The sequence below is a fragment of the Methylobacterium sp. J-070 genome, assembly GCF_022829385.1.
Lineage (GTDB): Bacteria > Pseudomonadota > Alphaproteobacteria > Rhizobiales > Beijerinckiaceae > Methylobacterium.
The window spans coordinates 74,624-91,658 of record NZ_JAKSXX010000142.1; the positions used below are offsets into that span (position 1 = coordinate 74,624).

Below are 17,035 nucleotides of genomic sequence, written 5' to 3' on the forward strand. Positions count from 1 at the left end.
CGGTCCCGGACGCGCCGGATCGACGGCCCCGCGCAGGCGTCGCGGTGTAGCCGGTCCGCTCCGTCCACCACGAAAAAGGGCGGCCCGAAGGCCGCCCTCTGTCGTCGCGGAAGGGCCTGTCGCCTCACTCGGCGGCGGGCGAGAGCTCCTCCACCGGGGTGGCGCCGCTGTCGGTCTGCTTCTGCTGCAGGATCATCGCGTCGCGGCGGCGGGCGATGGAGCGGATGTCCGCCACCATCGAGCCGGTGCCCGCCGGGATCAGCGAGCCGACGATCACGTTCTCCTTCAGCCCCTCCAGGGTGTCGACCTTGCCGTTGACCGCCGCCTCCGTGAGGACGCGGGTGGTCTCTTGGAACGAGGCCGCCGAGATGAACGACTTCGTCTGCAGCGACGCCTTGGTGATGCCGAGCAGGACCGGAACGCCCTGGATCGGCTTCTTGCCCTCGGCCAGCAGCTTCTCGTTGAAGTCGGTCAGCTCCGTCCGGTCGATCTGGTCGCCCGCGAGGATGTCCGAATCGCCGCCGTCGGTCACCTCGACCTTCTGCAGCATCTGCCGGACGATCACCTCGATGTGCTTGTCGTTGATCGACACGCCCTGCAGCCGGTAGACCTCCTGGATCTCGTTGACGAGGTAGGCCGCGAGTTCCTCCACGCCCTTGATCGCCAGGATGTCATGCGGTGCCGGGTTTCCGTCGACGATGTAATCGCCGAGCTCGACCACGTCCCCGTCCTGCAGGTGGATGTGCTTGCCCTTCGGGATCAGGTACTCGACCGCCTCCGAGCCGTCATGCGGCGTCAGCGTGAGCCGACGCTTGTTCTTGTAGTCGCGGCCGAACGCGATGGTGCCCGACTTCTCGGCGATGATCGCCGCGTCCTTCGGGCGCCGTGCCTCGAACAGCTCCGCCACCCGCGGCAGACCGCCGGTGATGTCGCGGGTCTTGGCCGAGTCGGTCGAGACGCGGGCCAGGATGTCGCCGGCCTTCACCTTCGCGCCGGGATCGTAGCCGATGATGGCGTCGACGGGCAGGAAGTAGCGGGCGTCCGAGCCGCGCGGCAGCTTGAGCGCCTTGCCGTCCTTGTCGACGACGATCATCGCCGGCTTCAGATCGGAGGTCCGGGCCGAGCCGCGCCAGTCGACGACCACGCGCTTGGCGATGCCGGTCGACTCGTCGGTGGTCTCGGTCATGGACTGGCCGTCGACCAGATCCTCGTAGGCCACGAGCCCGTCGACCTCGGTGAGGATCGGACGGGTGTAGGGATCCCATTCGGCGATCCGCTGCCCGCGCTTGATCTTGTCACCATCGTCGACCCGGAGCTTGGCGCCGTATTGCAGGCGGTGAACCGCCCGCTCGACACCGTCCGACCCGACGATCACCACCGCCACGTTGCGGCCGGTTGCGATCAGGTCCCCGTCCGTGTTCTTGGCGACGGCGCGGTTGCGGATCTTGATCGTGCCCTCGAAGCTCGACTCGATGAACGACGAGTCGGCGATCTGGGCCGCGCCGCCGATGTGGAAGGTCCGCATCGTGAGCTGCGTGCCCGGCTCGCCGATCGACTGCGCCGCGATGACGCCGACGGCCTCGCCCATGTTGACGGGCGTGCCGCGGGCGAGGTCGCGCCCGTAGCAGGTGGCGCAGACGCCGCTCTTGGTGGCGCAGACCAGCACCGAGCGGATCTTCACCTCCTGGATGCCGGCGGCATTGATCGCCGGCAGGTGCCGCTCCTCGATGGTCTCGCCGGTCTTGACGATCACCGTGCCGTCCGCCGCCACGAGATCCTCGGCCGTCGCGCGGCCGAGGATGCGGGTGGCCAGCGTCGCCACGACCTGGCCGGCATCCACGATGGCGCGCATCTTGATGCCGTTGGCCGTGCCGCAATCGACCTCGCGGATCACCGCGTCCTGCGCCACGTCGACGAGACGGCGGGTCAGGTAGCCGGAGTTGGCGGTCTTCAGGGCGGTGTCGGCCAGGCCCTTACGGGCACCGTGCGTGGAGTTGAAGTACTCCAGAACGTCCAGGCCTTCCTTGAAGTTCGAGATGATCGGGGTCTCGATGATCTCGCCCGACGGCTTGGCCATGAGGCCGCGCATCGCCGCGAGCTGCTTCATCTGGGCGGGCGAGCCACGGGCACCCGAGTGGCTCATCATGTAGATCGAGTTGACCTGCTTGTCCGCACCGTGCTCGTCCTTCTGGACGGCGGAGATGCGGCCCATCATCTCGGCGGCCAGCTTGTCCGAGCACTTGGCCCAGGCATCGACCACCTTGTTGTACTTCTCGCCCTGGGTGATCAGGCCGTCGTTGTACTGCTGCTCGTAGTCCTTCACGAGGGCGCGGGTGGTGTCGACGATCGACCACTTGTTCTCCGGCACGACCATGTCGTCCTTGCCGAACGAGATGCCGGCCTTGAACGCGTGGTTGAAGCCGAGCGCCATGATCCGGTCGCAGAAGATCACCGACTCCTTCTGACCGCAGTGGCGGTAGACGGTGTCGATCATCGCGGAGATCTCCTTCTTGGTCATCAGCTTGTTGACGACGTCGAAGGGCACCTTGGCGTGCTTGGGCAGCGCGCCGGACAGGATCACCCGCCCCGGGGTGGTCTCGTAGGTCTTGGTCAGGGGCTGATTGTCCGGGCCGATGCCGGTCCAGCGCCACTTGATCTTGGAGTGCAGCGACACGGCCTTGGCGGCCAGCGCGTGCTCCAGCTCGCCCATGTTGCCGTAGACGCCCTGCATCGGGTTCTTGGTGTTGCCCGGCTTGAACTCGCCCGGCGCCCCCTCGGCCACGATCGACAGGTAGTAGAGGCCGAGGACGATGTCCTGCGACGGCACGATGATCGGCTGACCGTTGGCCGGGTGCAGGATGTTGTTGGTCGACATCATCAGGACGCGCGCTTCCAGCTGCGCCTCGAGCGACAGCGGGACGTGCACGGCCATCTGGTCGCCGTCGAAGTCGGCGTTGAACGCGGCGCAGACCAGCGGGTGCAGCTGGATCGCTTTGCCCTCGATCAGCTTCGGCTCGAAGGCCTGGATGCCGAGGCGGTGGAGCGTCGGCGCGCGGTTCAGCATCACCGGGTGCTCGCGGATCACCTCATCGAGGATGTCCCAGACCTCCGGCTTCTCCTTCTCCACCAGCTTCTTCGCCTGCTTGACGGTGGCGGAGAAACCCTTGGCGTCGAGGCGCGCGTAGATGAACGGCTTGAACAGCTCCAGCGCCATCTTCTTCGGCAGGCCGCACTGGTGCAGCTTCAGCTCCGGGCCGACCACGATGACCGAGCGGCCGGAATAGTCGACGCGCTTGCCGAGCAGGTTCTGGCGGAACCGGCCCTGCTTGCCCTTCAGCATATCGGCGAGCGACTTCAGCGGGCGCTTGTTGGCACCCGTGATCACGCGGCCGCGGCGGCCGTTGTCGAACAGCGCGTCGACCGCCTCCTGCAGCATCCGCTTCTCGTTGCGGATGATGATGTCGGGGGCGCGCAGCTCGATCAGCCGCTTCAGGCGGTTGTTGCGGTTGATGACCCGGCGGTACAGGTCGTTGAGGTCGGAGGTCGCGAAGCGGCCGCCGTCCAGCGGGACCAGCGGGCGCAGGTCCGGCGGGATCACCGGCACGACCGTGAGGATCATCCATTCCGGCTTGTTGCCGGACATCTGGAAGGCCTCGATGATCTTGAGCCGCTTCAGGAGCTTCTTGGGCTTCAGCTCCGAGGTGGTGACGGCGATCTCCTCGCGCAGATCGTTGGCGATCTTGTCGAGGTCGAGCTCCTGCAGGATGCGCCGGATGGCCTCGGCGCCGATCATGGCGGTGAACGAGTCCTCGCCGTACTCCTCCTGGGCGCGCAGGTACTCCTCCTCCGAAAGGAGCTGACGCTCCTTCAGGGGGGTGAGGCCCGGCTCGATGACGCAGTACGACTCGAAGTACAGGATCCGCTCAAGGTCCTTGAGCGCCATGTCGAGCAGCAGGCCGATGCGGCTCGGCAGCGACTTCAGGAACCAGATGTGCGCGACGGGGGCGGCCAGCTCGATATGGCCCATACGGTCGCGCCGGACCCGCGCGAGGGTGACCTCGACGCCGCACTTCTCGCAGATGACGCCCTTGTACTTCATGCGCTTGTACTTGCCGCACAAGCACTCGTAATCCTTGATCGGGCCGAAGATGCGCGCGCAGAACAGGCCGTCGCGCTCGGGCTTGAAGGTCCGGTAGTTGATGGTCTCGGGCTTCTTGATCTCGCCGTACGACCAGGAGAGGATCTTCTCCGGGGACGAGATCGAGATCTTGATCTGGTCGAAGCTGACCGGTGTGGCCTGCTGATTGAAAAGGTTCATGACCTCTTGGTTCATGATCCGCTCCCTGTTGACGCCGACCGCCCTGCGCCAGGGCCGCCGCGTACCGAATGCATCCGACGCCGCGCCCTGCTCGGGCGCCGCTGGCCGTCATCGTCGGAGGCCCCGCCCCTCCATGCTCGACCGTGGCGGCACGCGGCCGCCACGGGAGGTTGTTCGCGAGACCGCTACTCGGCGGCGTCCGCCGGCGGCTCCAGTTGGTCGTTGGCCGCCTTCTTGGAGGAGGTGAGCTCGACGTTGAGGCCGAGCGAGCGCATCTCCTTGACGAGCACGTTGAACGACTCGGGGATGCCGGCCTCGAAGGTGTCGTCCCCGCGGACGATCGCCTCGTAGACCTTGGTGCGGCCGGCCACGTCGTCCGACTTCACCGTCAGCATCTCCTGCAGCGTGTAGGCCGCGCCGTAGGCCTCCAGCGCCCAGACCTCCATCTCGCCGAAGCGCTGACCGCCGAACTGCGCCTTGCCGCCCAGCGGCTGCTGGGTGACGAGGGAGTACGGGCCGATCGACCGGGCGTGGATCTTGTCGTCCACGAGGTGGTGGAGCTTCAGCATGTAGATGTAGCCCATGGTGACCTTGCGGTCGAAAGGCTCGCCGGTGCGCCCGTCGTAGAGCGTCGACTGCGCCGAGCGGTCGAGCCCGGCCATCTCCAGCATCTGCTCGATGTCGGCCTCCTTGGCGCCGTTGAACACCGGGGTGGCCATCGGCACGCCGCGGCGGACGTTGTTGCCGGCCTCGGCCAGCTCCTCGTCCGTCAGGCCGTCGAGTTCGCCCGGGGAGTAGATCGCCGTCATCTCCTCCCGCAGCGGCGCGATGTCCTGCGACTTCAGATAGGCATCCACCGCCTTCGACACCTTGCGACCCAGGCCCGCAGCCGCCCAGCCCAGGTGCGTCTCCAGGATCTGGCCGACGTTCATGCGCGAGGGCACGCCCAGCGGGTTGAGCACGATGTCGGCATGCGTCCCGTCCTCCAGGAACGGCATGTCCTCGATCGGCACGATCCGCGACACGACACCCTTGTTGCCGTGACGGCCGGCCATCTTGTCGCCCGGCTGGATCTTGCGCTTCACCGCCACGAAGACCTTGACCATCTTCATGACGCCGGGGGGCAATTCGTCGCCGCGCTGCAGCTTCTCGACCTTGTCGAGGAAGCGCTGCTCCAGGCGCTTCTTCGACTCGTCGTACTGCTTCTGCATCGCCTCCATCTCGGTCATGAGACGGTCCTCGATGACGGCGAACTGCCACCATTGCGAGCGCGGGTAGTCGTTGATCAGCTCGCGGGTGAGCGTGGTGTCCTTCCGGAAGCCCTTCGGGCCGGCCACCGGCGCCTGGCCGATCAGCACGTCCGCCAGGCGGGCGTAGGTGTTGCGGTCGAGGATCGCCTGCTCGTCGTCGCGGTCCTTGGCGAGCCGCTCGATCTCCTCGCGTTCGATCGCCTGGGCGCGCTCGTCCTTGTCGACGCCGTGGCGGTTGAACACGCGGACTTCCACGATGGTCCCGGTGACGCCCGGCGGCACCCGCAGGGAGGTGTCGCGCACGTCCGAGGCCTTCTCGCCGAAGATGGCGCGGAGCAGCTTCTCCTCCGGCGTCATCGGGCTCTCGCCCTTCGGGGTGATCTTGCCGACCAGGATGTCGCCGGCATTCACCTCGGCACCGATGTAGACGATGCCGGCCTCGTCGAGGTTCTTGAGCGCCTCCTCGGAGACGTTCGGGATGTCGCGGGTGATCTCCTCCGGCCCGAGCTTGGTGTCGCGGGCCATCACCTCGAACTCCTCGATGTGGATCGAGGTGAACACGTCATCCTTCACGATCCGCTCGGAGAGCAGGATCGAGTCCTCGAAGTTGTAGCCGTTCCACGGCATGAACGCGACGAGCACGTTCCGGCCGAGCGCCAGCTCGCCGAACTCGGTCGAGGGACCGTCGGCGATGATCTCGCCCTTCTTCACGAACTCGCCGACGCGGACCAGCGGCTTCTGCGTGATGCAGGTCGACTGGTTGGAGCGCTGGAACTTCTGCAGGCGGTAGATGTCGACGCCGGGCTTGTTGGCGTCGGCCTCTTCCGTCGCGCGGATCACGATACGGGTGGCGTCCACCTGATCGATGATGCCGGCCCGGCGGGCCGCGATGGCGGCGCCGGAATCCCGGGCGACCACCGCCTCCATGCCGGTGCCCACGAACGGGGCGTCGGCGCGGACCAGCGGCACCGCCTGGCGCTGCATGTTCGAGCCCATGAGGGCGCGATTGGCGTCGTCGTTCTCCAGGAACGGGATCAGCGCCGCGGCGACCGAGACCAGCTGCTTGGGCGACACGTCCATGAGGTCGACGCGCTCAGGCCCGACGACGATCACCTCGCCGGCCCGGCGGCAGACCACGAGGTCCTCCGTGAGCTTGCGCTTCTCGTCCATCTGGGCGTTCGCCTGGGCGACGTAGTACTTCGCCTCCTCCATGGCGGAGAGGTAGGCGACCTCGTCGGTGACCACGCCGTCGCGCACGCGGCGGAACGGGGTCTCGATGAAGCCGTACTTGTTCACCCGGGCGAAGGTGGCGAGCGAGTTGATCAGGCCGATGTTCGGGCCTTCCGGCGTCTCGATCGGGCAGATCCGGCCGTAATGGGTCGGGTGCACGTCGCGCACCTCGAAGCCGGCGCGCTCGCGGGTCAGACCGCCCGGGCCGAGCGCCGAGAGGCGGCGCTTGTGGGTCACCTCGGAGAGCGGGTTGGTCTGGTCCATGAACTGCGACAGCTGCGACGAGCCGAAGAACTCGCGCACGGCCGCGGCCGCGGGCTTCGCGTTGATCAGGTCCTGCGGCATCACCGTGTCGATGTCGACCTGGCTCATGCGCTCGCGGATGGCGCGCTCCATGCGCAGGAGGCCCAGACGGTACTGGTTCTCCATGAGCTCGCCCACCGAGCGGACGCGGCGGTTGCCGAGGTGGTCGATGTCGTCGACCTCGCCCTTGCCGTCGCGCAGCTCCACCAGCGCCTTCACCACCGCCAGCATGTCCTCCTTGCGCAGGGTGCGCACGGTGTCGGCAGCGTCGAGGTCGAGGCGCATGTTCATCTTCACGCGGCCGACCGCGGAGAGATCGTAGCGCTCGGAATCGAAGAACAGCGAGTGGAACATCGCCTCGGCGGTGTCGAGGGTCGGCGGCTCGCCCGGGCGCATGACCCGGTAGATGTCGAACAGCGCGCCTTCACGGCTGGAATTCTTGTCCACCGCCAGCGTGTTGCGGATGTAGGGACCGACATTGACGTGATCGATGTCGAGCACCGGCAGCTCGGAGATGCCGACATCCTCCAGGCTCTTCAGGAGCTTTTCGGTGATCTCCTCGCCGGCCTCGGCCCAGATCTCGCCGGTCTTGCCGTTGACCAGGTCCTCGGCGATGTACTGTCCAACGAGATCCTCGTCGGTCGCCTTCAGGAACTTGGTGCCCTTGTCCATGATCTGGCGGGCGTTGCGGGCGTTGAGCTTCTTGCCGGCCTCGAGCACGACCTCGCCGGAATCGGCGTCGATCAGGTCGACGGTGGCCTTCATGCCCTTCATCCGCTCGGCGTCGAACGGCACGCGCCAGTCGGCGCCGTCGCGCTCGTAGACCACGCGGTTGTAGAAGGTCGACAGGATCTCCTCGCCGTCGAGGCCCAGGGCATAGAGCAGCGACGTCGCCGGCAGCTTGCGCTTCCGGTCGATGCGGACGTGCACGATGTCCTTGGCGTCGAACTCGACGTCGAGCCAGGAGCCCCGGTACGGGATGATGCGGGCGGCGAACAGGAGCTTGCCCGAGGAATGGGTCTTGCCCTTGTCGTGGTCGAAGAACACGCCCGGCGAGCGGTGCATCTGCGAGACGATGACGCGCTCGGTGCCGTTGACGATGAAGGTGCCGTTCTCCGTCATCAGGGGCATGTCGCCCATGTAGACGTCCTGCTCCTTGATGTCCTTGACCGACTTCGCCTGGGTGTCGGGATCGACATCGAACACGATCAGCCGGAGCGTGACCTTCAGCGGCGCCGCGAAGGTGATGCCGCGCTGGCGGCACTCGTCGACATCGTATTTGGGCGCCTCGAACGTGTAGCGCACGAACTCGAGCAGTGCGGTGGCGGCGAAGTCGGAGATCGGGAAGACCGACTTGAACACGCTCTGCAGGCCCTCGTCGCCGCGCCCGCCCTCGGGCTCGTCGACCATCAGGAACTGGTCGTAGGACGCCTTCTGAACCTCGATGAGGTTCGGCATCTCGGCAACTTCCTTGATCTTGCCGAAGAATTTCCGAATGCGCTTGCGACCGACCAGCGTGTTGGCCATGTGACCTCGCTCCTACCCGCGTGCCTCGCGCCCGGGGAAGCGTTCCCGCAAGGGAACCTCCCGCACCGGGCCGTGACGCGCGCCCCGCCGGGCCGCGCCACCGAACCGAATTTCGTCTCCAGTCCCCTGCGGGACCGTCCGCCGAAGCGGCCTAAAGCCCGCGGGTGCTGCACCCGCGGGCTCCAATCACGACAGGCCCGGAACGGACCCGCGTGCGGTGATGGGCCGGAACCGGCCCATCGTCGACTTACTTGAGCTCGACCTTGGCGCCGGCCTTCTCGAGCTGGGCCTTGAGCTTCTCGGCCTCGTCCTTGTTGACGCCTTCCTTGACCGGCTTCGGCGCGCCCTCGACCAGGTCCTTGGCCTCCTTGAGACCGAGGCCGGTGATCGCGCGGACCTCCTTGATGACCTCGATCTTCTTGTCGCCGGCGGCGGCGAGGACGACCGTGAACTCGGTCTGCTCCTCGACGGCGGCAGCGGCACCACCGGCGGCCGGGCCGGCGGCGACGGCGACGGCAGCGGCGGCCGAGACGCCCCACTTCTCTTCGAGCATCTTGGCCAGGTCGGCGGCCTCGAGAACGGTCAGCGAGGACAGGTCGTCGACGAGCTTGGCAAGATCAGCCATTTTCAATTCCTCTCAGATATCGGTTCGAACAGGTGATTTTTGAAGGGCCTCAGGCGGCCTCGTCCTTGGTGGCATAGGCCCCGAACACGCGGGCGAGCTTGGCCGCCGGCGCATTGACAACCTGGGCGATCTTGGTCGCGGGCGCCTGGATGAGGCCCACGATCTTGGCGCGCAGTTCGTCGAGGGACGGGAGCGAGGCGAGGGCCTTCACGCCGTCCGGGTTCAGGGTTGTCGTCCCCATCGCGCCGCCGAGAATCACGAGCTTGTCGTTCGTCTTGGCGAAATCGACCGCGACCTTGGCGGCGGCGACCGGATCGCCCGAATAGGCGAGCAGGGTCGGGCCCTTGAGGAGCGGCTTGATGGAGGCGACGTCCGTGCCATCGAGTGCGATGCCGGCGAGGCTGTTCTTGGCGACCTTCACGGTGGCGCCGGCCTGCTTCATCTGCGAACGCAGCTTCTGCATGTCGGCGACCGTGAGGCCCTTGTAGTGGGCCACGACGACGACGGCGCTCTGATTGAACACGCCGTTGAGCGTCGAGACGAGGTCAGCTTTTGCTGTCCGGTCCACTGGGCTCTCTCCGGTTGGCGGAACCCGGTCTCGGGTCCGCCGGTTGCACATGCCGCCCGGACGTCGTCTCGGCCTTCAAGAGACCGGGAACGTCCGAACGACGCTTCGCGGCCCTGTCCCCGCACGTGCCCCTGGAGGCCGCCTCGGGCGAGTTGGTTCAAACCGACACCCCTCCGCGGCCGAGGCCACAGCGAGGTTACTTGGAATTCGGTCTTCCCCGTCTGTGCAGGCGGTGGGGATTAAGCCGGCGAGCCGGCACCTGCAGTCTCGGACAGGACATGGCCGGACAAGGCTCCGCGGGGCTCGTCGCCCTTTGGGTCCTGCCGGCCTGTGCCACCCGGTTGCCCGGGCGACATTTCGAACGGAAACCGGCCGATCGGCCGTCTCCTTCCATGAGGATGAAATGCGTGAGGCGCGGTGTATAGAGCCTAGCAAGCCGCCTGCCAAGGGCCGAAGCGCGACTTTTCCGCCGCAGGCAAGGGGTTGTGGGCCGCCGCTGAACCTCCCGGCACGCTCCGACAGCTCAGACCTGACCGAGCAGCGCCTCGACGTCGCGACCACGGTACAGGATGCGCAGGACATCGATACGCGTCTCGCGCAGGGGTTAGGCGATGACGACGCGACGCTCAAAGGCGATAAGCCTCAGCCCGGGCCTGACATCGTCCCGGGCACGCCCCGCCTTGGGAAGGTCCGACAGCGACTCGCAGCGGCTCCGGATCCGGCGGATGAAGGCGATCGCCGGTTCCGGGCTGTCGGCGGCGATATAGTCGTAAAGGGATTCGAGATCCGTCACAGCCTCGGGCCGAAGGGTGACCTCAAGGCTCACTGCCGATGCTCACCCGACGCGCGTGCCGCTCTTCGAGCCGGTCGAACGTGGCGGCGATGCTGAGTCCGGGATGAGGATCATCGAATGCAGCGACGATCGAAGCCAGAAGATGGTCGCGATGCTCCGGCTGAGCCGCGAGGGCCTCTTCCAAGAGGCGCAATCCCGCGGCGATCACGTCGGACGGATCCCGAAATCGGCCGGCCTCGACCTGTCTTCGCACGAAGCGATCGAGATCGGGCGCCAGGTCGATATCGGTCATGCTGAGCGTCCGCATCCCGGACAGCCAGGCCCCTTAGGCTACGCCGCCTCGCGCTCCGGCACCAGCTTGCGCCGGGCCGCCTCCCACCAGGTCCGCTCGCGGGCGGCCTTCTCGGCTTCCTTCGCCTCGGCGGCCTTGGCGGCATAGAAGGAGGCGTTGTGCTCGCCGCGCAGGGCCTCGCGGGTGAAGCGGATCAGGTGGTGGGCCACGAAGCCCATGTTGAACACCGCCTCGATCTGCCCGCGCTTCAGCGCGTAGCCGGCCGCGCTCCAGAACGGCTTGCGATAATCCGAAACGATCCCGACCCGGGTGATGATGTTGAACCCCAGGATGAGGCCGCGGCGCAGGTTGGTGAAGGTCAGCTTGCCCGCCGTCGGCGTGGTGATCCGGTTCGGGTAGGTCACGGCGCACTGGTGCTTGAAGCGCTCGAAGATCTTCTCCGGCGTGTAGGCGTGCGCGATGGCCCGGCGCCAGCTCCCCACCACGGTGTCGTGCGGGCGCTTGAACAGGACGTTCGATTCGAGGCTGGCATCGTGGACGAGCCGGCCCTCGCGGGTGAGCCGGTCCCAGAGCGGGGTCTTGGGCAGCGCCTGGAGCAGGTTGATGGTCAGCACGGGGATCGCCGAGCGGTCGATGAAGTCGATCAGGTTCTGCTCGGATTGGTCCGAATCGGAATCGAGGCCCAGGATGATGCCGGAGGTCACCTCCAGCCCGTAGGAATTCAGGGTCTCGATCGCCTCGTACATCGGCACGGCGGCGTTGTGGGTCTTGTCGATCCCCTTGAGGGCGTCCGCCTCCGGCGTCTCGATGCCGACGAACACCGTCATGAAGTTCGCCTGCCGCATCAGCTCGAGGATCTCGGGCTGCTTGGCCATGTTCAGCGTCGCCTCGCAGGCGAACTGGAGCGGGTAGTTGTTCTTCTTCTGCCAGGCCACGAGGTGCGGCAGCATCTCGCGGGTCGCCTTGCGGTTGGCGATGAAGTTGTCGTCGACGAAGTAGACCACCGCCGGATGGCCGGGCTGGCTGATGATGGCGTCGAGCTCGGCGCACATCTGCTCGGGGCTCTTCAGGCGCGGCTGACGGCCGTAGAGCTGCGGGATGTCGCAGAACTCGCAGCGATAGGGGCAGCCCGAGGAGAATTGCAGGGAGCCGATCAGGTAGCGCTTGAGCGGCGCCGCCTCGTAGGCCGGGGCCGGGAAATCGGCGAGCGCGAGGCGGTCCTTGGTCTCCAGCACCATCTGGGCGGGCGGCGGCGTCAGGTCGGCGTCGAGGCGCGCGACGAGCTGGTCGGTGGCGTCGCCGATCTCGCCGACATGGAGGTAGTCGAAGTCGCCGTATTTCTCGGGGGCGCCGGAGACGGAGGGGCCGCCCAGCACCGTGACCTTGCCGGCCGCGTGGGCGCGGTCGCGGATGTCGTGGATCTGCGGCTCCTGGATGTGCATGCCGGAGACGAAGACCGCGTCGGCCCAGGCGAAATCGGCCGGGGCCGCGCGGCCGATATTCTCATCGATGAACCGGCATTCCCAGGCCTCCGGCATGTAGGCCGCGATCAGCAGCAGCCCCTGCGGCGGCATGAACGCCTTCACCCCGCCCATCAGCGGGTAGGCGTGGGAGAACGTCCCGAAGGACGGCGTGTAGGCGGGGAAGACGCACAGGATGCGTCGCTTGGAGGAGACCGTCAGGGTGCATCGCATGGCGGCTTATCTAGCACAGCCGCGCGAGTTGGCGCCCCCTTGGCGGTTAAGATTAGCGTGAGGGAGCGGGTTGTGGCGCCGCATCCGCGGCGACTTTCGTGCTGGGTCCCGGATCAGGCTCCGCTATCGCTCCACCTGTCCGGGAAAGGGTAGCGGGTTTGCTCTTCACCGGCCCTTTCCCGGGCGCATGAAGCGCCAGCGGAATGCGAGCCGGGACCCAGCATGGGAATCGCCGCGAAGCGGCTCATCAGACCAGATCGTCGTACAAATCTCGCCAACCCGGATTGAATCCCTCGATCAGCGCGAGCTTCCAAGCCCGCCGCCAGCGCTTGATCGCGTATTCCCGCACCCGCGCGTCGATGATCCGCGGGTAAGCGTCGTACCAGACCAGCATCGTGACGCCGTAGTCCCGGGTGAACCCCGGCATCGCACCGGTCCGATGCTCCCAAACCCTCCGCGCGAGATCCGTGGTCGAGCCCGTGTAGAGCGTTCCGTTCCGCCGGCTCGCACAGAATATAGACGTGCGATAGCCGCTCCATCCGCGCCCCCGCCACGAAAAACGCCCGGCTGTCTCCGGCCGGGCGCTCTGCAGCGTAGACGTTGTGCCTTGGTTCAGGCGGTGAGCACGGTGTTCGGCTCGACCTTCACGCCCGGGCCCATCGTCGAGGTGACGGCGATGCGCTGGACGTAGGTGCCCTTGGCCCCCGCGGGCTTCGCCTTGGCGACCGCGTCGGCGAAGGCCTTGATGTTCTCGACGAGCTTGTCGGCATCGAACGAGACCTTGCCGACGCCGGCATGGACGATGCCGGCCTTCTCGACGCGGAACTCCACCGAGCCGCCCTTGGCGCCGGCGACGGCGCCCTTCACGTCCATGGTGACGGTGCCGACCTTCGGGTTCGGCATCAGGCCGCGCGGGCCCAGCACCTTACCGAGACGGCCGACGAGCGGCATCATGTCCGGGGTCGCGATGCAGCGGTCGAAGTCGATCTTGCCGCTCTGGACGATCTCCAGGAGATCCTCGGCGCCGACGATGTCGGCCCCGGCGGCCTTGGCGTCGTCCGCCTTGGCGCCGCGGGCGAACACCGCCACCCGCACCGTCCGGCCGGAGCCGTTCGGCAGGTTGCAGACGCCGCGGACCATCTGGTCGGCGTGACGCGGGTCGACGCCGAGGTTCATCGAGACCTCGACGGTCTCGTCGAACTTCGCGGTCGCCCGCTCCTTCACCAGCTTGATCGCCTCGTCGAGGGGATAGAGCTTGGTGACCTCGATGCCCTCGCGGGCGGCGCGGATGCGCTTGCCTTCCTTAGCCATGATGTCCTCCCTCAGGCCGTGATTTCGAGGCCCATGGCCCGGGCGGAGCCGCGGATCATGGCGACGGCCGACTCGATCGAGTCGCAGTTGAGGTCGGGCATCTTCTTCTCGGCGATCTCGCGCAGCTGCGCCTCGGAGATCTTGCCGACGGTCGGGCCCTTGCCCGGGGTCTTCGAGCCGGAGGCCGGCTTCTTGCCGATCTTCAGGCCGACGGCCTTCTTCAGGAAGAAGGTGACCGGGGGCTGCTTCATCTCGAAGGTGAAGGAGCGGTCCTGATACGCGGTGATGATCACCGGGATCGGGGTGCCCTTCTCCATCTGCGCGGTCTTCGCGTTGAAGGCCTTGCAGAATTCCATGATGTTGAGGCCGCGCTGACCGAGCGCGGGACCGATCGGCGGCGACGGGTTCGCCGCGCCGGCCGGGACCTGAAGCTTCACGTAGCCCGTGATCTTCTTCGCCATGGGATGACTCCCAAACTGCGTCCGCCGCCGGGCTGCCTAGGCGCGGGCGGGTCGGACGATTGCAGGTCGCGGTGCGATCCGGCGATCCCGGAGGCGAGTCCGGGCGGATCTTCCGCGGATGATGGCGAACGGCGGATGGCGCATGGTGCGTGGAAGGCCCCGCGGCCCCCTCGGCACCATGCGCCATCCGCCATCCGCCTCTTACGATCAGGCCTTCTCGACCTGGGCGTATTCGAGCTCCACCGGGGTGGCGCGGCCGAAGATCGACACGGCCACCTTCAGGCGGGAGCGGGCCTCGTCGATCTCCTCGACGGTGCCGTTGAAGCTGGCGAAGGGGCCGTCGGCGACCCGGACGGTCTCGCCGATCTCGAACGCGATCGAGGGCTTCGGGCGATCGACGCCCTCGGCGACCTGGCCCTTGATCCGCTCGGCCTCGGCGTCGGGGATCGGCACCGGCTTCGACTTGTCGGCCCCGAGGAATCCCGTGACCTTCGGGGTGTTCTTGATGAGGTGGTAGACCTCGTCGGTGAGGTCGCACTTCACCAGCACGTAGCCTGGGAAGAACTTGCGCTCGGCATCGACCTTCCGGCCGCGGCGCACCTCCACGACCTTCTCGGTCGGGACCATCACCTCGTCGAACAGCTCGGTCAGCCCGCGCTGGGCCGCCTGGTCCTTGATGGACTGGGCGACCTTGTTCTCGAAGTTCGAGTAGGCGTGGACGATGTACCAGCGCTTCGACACGGTTCCGTTCAACTCCGACAAGTCCGCGGGGGTCTCCCCGACCGGCGGTGATCCGCCCTCACACGCCCAGGATCAGGCCGACCACGAAGCGCAGGGCCTGATCCACGACCGTGAAGAACAGGCTCGCGACCACGACCATCACGAACACCATGATCGTCGTGATCGTGGTCTCCCGGCGGGTCGGCCACGTGACCTTGCGCGCCTCGTCGCGAACCTGCGCGAAGAACTCGCCCGGCGTCGCGCGCTTCTGCGGCGCCCGGGCCGGCGTCGCCGGGCGGGCCGGCGGCGGCGGGTTCGCGGGACCGCGGGCTGCGCCGCGCACCAGGTCCACCTTCTTGGTCGCTTCGTTCGATGCCATGGTGCCAGTGTCTGTGCGTGTTCGGCCCCGAGGCAGAGACCGCATCCGGGAATGCGAATGTCGGCGCCGAGGACCCGGATGGGCCCGCACCGACGGTCGCTTCAGATCTCGGATTGGGCCCGCTCTAGCGCAACTCCGCCGGCTTGTCGACCGGGCCGCCGCGCGGGATCGGGCTGGATATCTGGCAGGAGTGGAGGGACTCGAACCCGCAACCTCCGGTTTTGGAGACCGGCGCTCTGACCAGTTGAGCTACACTCCTAGCGACCCGCCCAATGCCTCATCGCGGCCCGGCTTGCAAGGGGTTCGGTGGCGATCGGGTCCGGTGCCGGTCGCCCGCCTCATCGGCCGTATTCCTTCCGTTCGGCCGCGGTCAGGGGCCGAAGCCCGCCCCGGTCGTAGCGGAACAGCTCGTCGCTGCGGCCGTAGGGTCCGGCGCGCATCTGCCGGGCGGCCTCCGCGGCCAGCTCGCGCCGGGCGGGGCTGTCGGCGGGCCACGCCATGAGCAGGTTTCGCGTCGGTCCCGCCAAGGTGATGCCGTCGACCTTCAGCGCCCGACGGACCTCCTCGAGCCAAGCGGGCACGAGCAGGCGCGCCAGGGCGTAATCGTCGTCCCCTCTGCCGAGGGCGGCGATGGGCGTGCGGTCCGCGAGGATGAGCTGGAACGGCATGTCCTTGGAGGTCGCGGCGAGGTTCCCCACCCCCGCGGCTTCCACCAGGCCGGGATCGACGCGCCAGCCGGCGATCATCTCCCGGGTCACGTATTGGTAGCGTTCGGCCTCGTCGAGCACGCAGACGACGTGGAGCGTCTCGGAGAACCGGCGATGGGCGATTTGCGGGCTCTGCTGAAGGATCTCGTCCGGCACCAGCTGCACCCGTAGGCGGGCCTTGATCGCCGCGAAATCCCCCGGCGCCGATGCTGGAGCAGCCTTGGCCAAGGCGATGCCGAGGAACGCCTCGACCTCCCTCCGACGCTCGGCCTCGCTGAGGCCCTGGACACGCTGATGGAGGTTGGTGAGATCGAGCGTCTCGGTGCCGATGCTGAGTTGCGCCGGATCGGCCTCGAGGTCGATCGTCAGCTCCGTCAGACCGGTCCGGATCTGCGCGATCGCCGCGTCGCGAAAGCGGCCGTCGCTCAGGTCGTCGGCCCGCGCCCCGCCGGGCAGGAGCAGGAGGCCGGCACAGATCAAGGCCGGCACGCGCCTGATGGACCGCGTTGAACCCAAGATCATCCGAGCCTCCGCCAAGACAAGGCGAGGGCAGGACAAGACAACGCCGGCACCCCGTCAAGACGGAGGCCGGCGCGACTCACATGAAACGGACGTCCCGAACGCGGAATGCGGCCGAAATCGAAAATGACGGCGGCCCGTGGGCAGCTTCACTGGGCGGGACCGGCGCGTCCTCTGTCGCGACGCGCCGGTCCCGCGCGAACTCAATCGTTGATGGCGGCGACGACGCCGGCGCCGACGGTGCGGCCGCCCTCGCGGATGGCGAAGCGCAGCTTCTCCTCCATGGCCACCGGCACGATCAGCGCCACGTCCATGGTCACGTTGTCGCCCGGCATCAC

The 17,035-nt window shown here is 67.4% G+C and carries 13 protein-coding genes, 1 tRNA gene and 1 pseudogene; all 15 read right to left on the reverse strand.

The window, feature by feature from the left end; translation table 11 throughout:
* Positions 1 to 124: 124 nt before the first annotated feature.
* A complete protein-coding gene (gene rpoC, locus MKL01_RS13920; protein WP_243905803.1) occupies positions 125 to 4,333 on the reverse strand; it encodes a DNA-directed RNA polymerase subunit beta' in 4,209 nt (1,402 codons plus the stop codon).
* A gap of 170 nt (positions 4,334 to 4,503) precedes the next feature.
* Positions 4,504 to 8,628, reverse strand: coding sequence for a DNA-directed RNA polymerase subunit beta (rpoB, locus tag MKL01_RS13925; protein WP_243905804.1), 4,125 nt, complete (start codon positions 8,626 to 8,628; stop codon positions 4,504 to 4,506).
* Between the two features lie 247 nt (positions 8,629 to 8,875).
* On the reverse strand, positions 8,876 to 9,253 hold the full coding sequence (gene rplL / locus MKL01_RS13930; protein ID WP_243905805.1) for a 50S ribosomal protein L7/L12: 378 nt from the start codon (positions 9,251 to 9,253) through the stop codon (positions 8,876 to 8,878).
* A 49-nt stretch (positions 9,254 to 9,302) separates the two neighbouring features.
* Complete coding sequence (gene rplJ / locus MKL01_RS13935) at positions 9,303 to 9,821, reverse strand: 50S ribosomal protein L10 (protein ID WP_243905806.1); 519 nt, start codon at positions 9,819 to 9,821, stop codon at positions 9,303 to 9,305.
* A gap of 604 nt (positions 9,822 to 10,425) precedes the next feature.
* Positions 10,426 to 10,647: a type II toxin-antitoxin system RelE/ParE family toxin gene (locus MKL01_RS13940; protein WP_313901464.1), complete on the reverse strand. Its 222-nt coding sequence runs from the start codon at positions 10,645 to 10,647 to the stop codon at positions 10,426 to 10,428.
* Positions 10,637 to 10,906: a type II toxin-antitoxin system ParD family antitoxin gene (locus MKL01_RS13945; protein WP_243905808.1), complete on the reverse strand. Its 270-nt coding sequence runs from the start codon at positions 10,904 to 10,906 to the stop codon at positions 10,637 to 10,639. Before MKL01_RS13945 ends, MKL01_RS13940 begins: the two co-directional genes overlap by 11 nt.
* A 38-nt stretch (positions 10,907 to 10,944) precedes the next feature.
* On the reverse strand, positions 10,945 to 12,600 hold the full coding sequence (locus tag MKL01_RS13950) for a B12-binding domain-containing radical SAM protein (protein WP_243905809.1): 1,656 nt from the start codon (positions 12,598 to 12,600) through the stop codon (positions 10,945 to 10,947).
* Between the two features lie 247 nt (positions 12,601 to 12,847).
* The gene (locus MKL01_RS13955) at positions 12,848 to 13,216 is read right to left on the reverse strand and encodes a GIY-YIG nuclease family protein (RefSeq protein WP_313901465.1); all 369 of its coding nucleotides are present in this window, start codon (positions 13,214 to 13,216) and stop codon (positions 12,848 to 12,850) included.
* Positions 13,213 to 13,911 carry a 50S ribosomal protein L1 gene (gene rplA, locus MKL01_RS13960; RefSeq protein ID WP_192711268.1) on the reverse strand — a complete coding sequence of 233 codons (699 nt, stop codon included), beginning with the start codon at positions 13,909 to 13,911 and terminating at the stop codon, positions 13,213 to 13,215. Before rplA ends, MKL01_RS13955 begins: the two co-directional genes overlap by 4 nt.
* Positions 13,912 to 13,922: 11 nt before the next feature.
* Positions 13,923 to 14,372 (reverse strand): 50S ribosomal protein L11, encoded by a 450-nt coding sequence (gene rplK, locus MKL01_RS13965; RefSeq protein WP_243905810.1) that lies wholly within the window; start codon positions 14,370 to 14,372, stop codon positions 13,923 to 13,925.
* 207 nt (positions 14,373 to 14,579) lie between these two features.
* On the reverse strand, positions 14,580 to 15,113 hold the full coding sequence (gene nusG, locus MKL01_RS13970; protein ID WP_007566056.1) for a transcription termination/antitermination protein NusG: 534 nt from the start codon (positions 15,111 to 15,113) through the stop codon (positions 14,580 to 14,582).
* 58 nt (positions 15,114 to 15,171) lie between these two features.
* A complete protein-coding gene (secE, locus tag MKL01_RS13975; protein WP_243905811.1) occupies positions 15,172 to 15,471 on the reverse strand; it encodes a preprotein translocase subunit SecE in 300 nt (99 codons plus the stop codon).
* A 182-nt stretch (positions 15,472 to 15,653) separates the two neighbouring features.
* Positions 15,654 to 15,730 (reverse strand) — tRNA-Trp (locus MKL01_RS13980).
* Between the two features lie 79 nt (positions 15,731 to 15,809).
* The gene (locus tag MKL01_RS13985) at positions 15,810 to 16,700 is read right to left on the reverse strand and encodes a hypothetical protein (RefSeq protein WP_243905812.1); all 891 of its coding nucleotides are present in this window, start codon (positions 16,698 to 16,700) and stop codon (positions 15,810 to 15,812) included.
* 200 nt (positions 16,701 to 16,900) lie between these two features.
* Positions 16,901 to 17,035: pseudogene (gene tuf, locus MKL01_RS13990) on the reverse strand (elongation factor Tu); the annotation flags it as partial.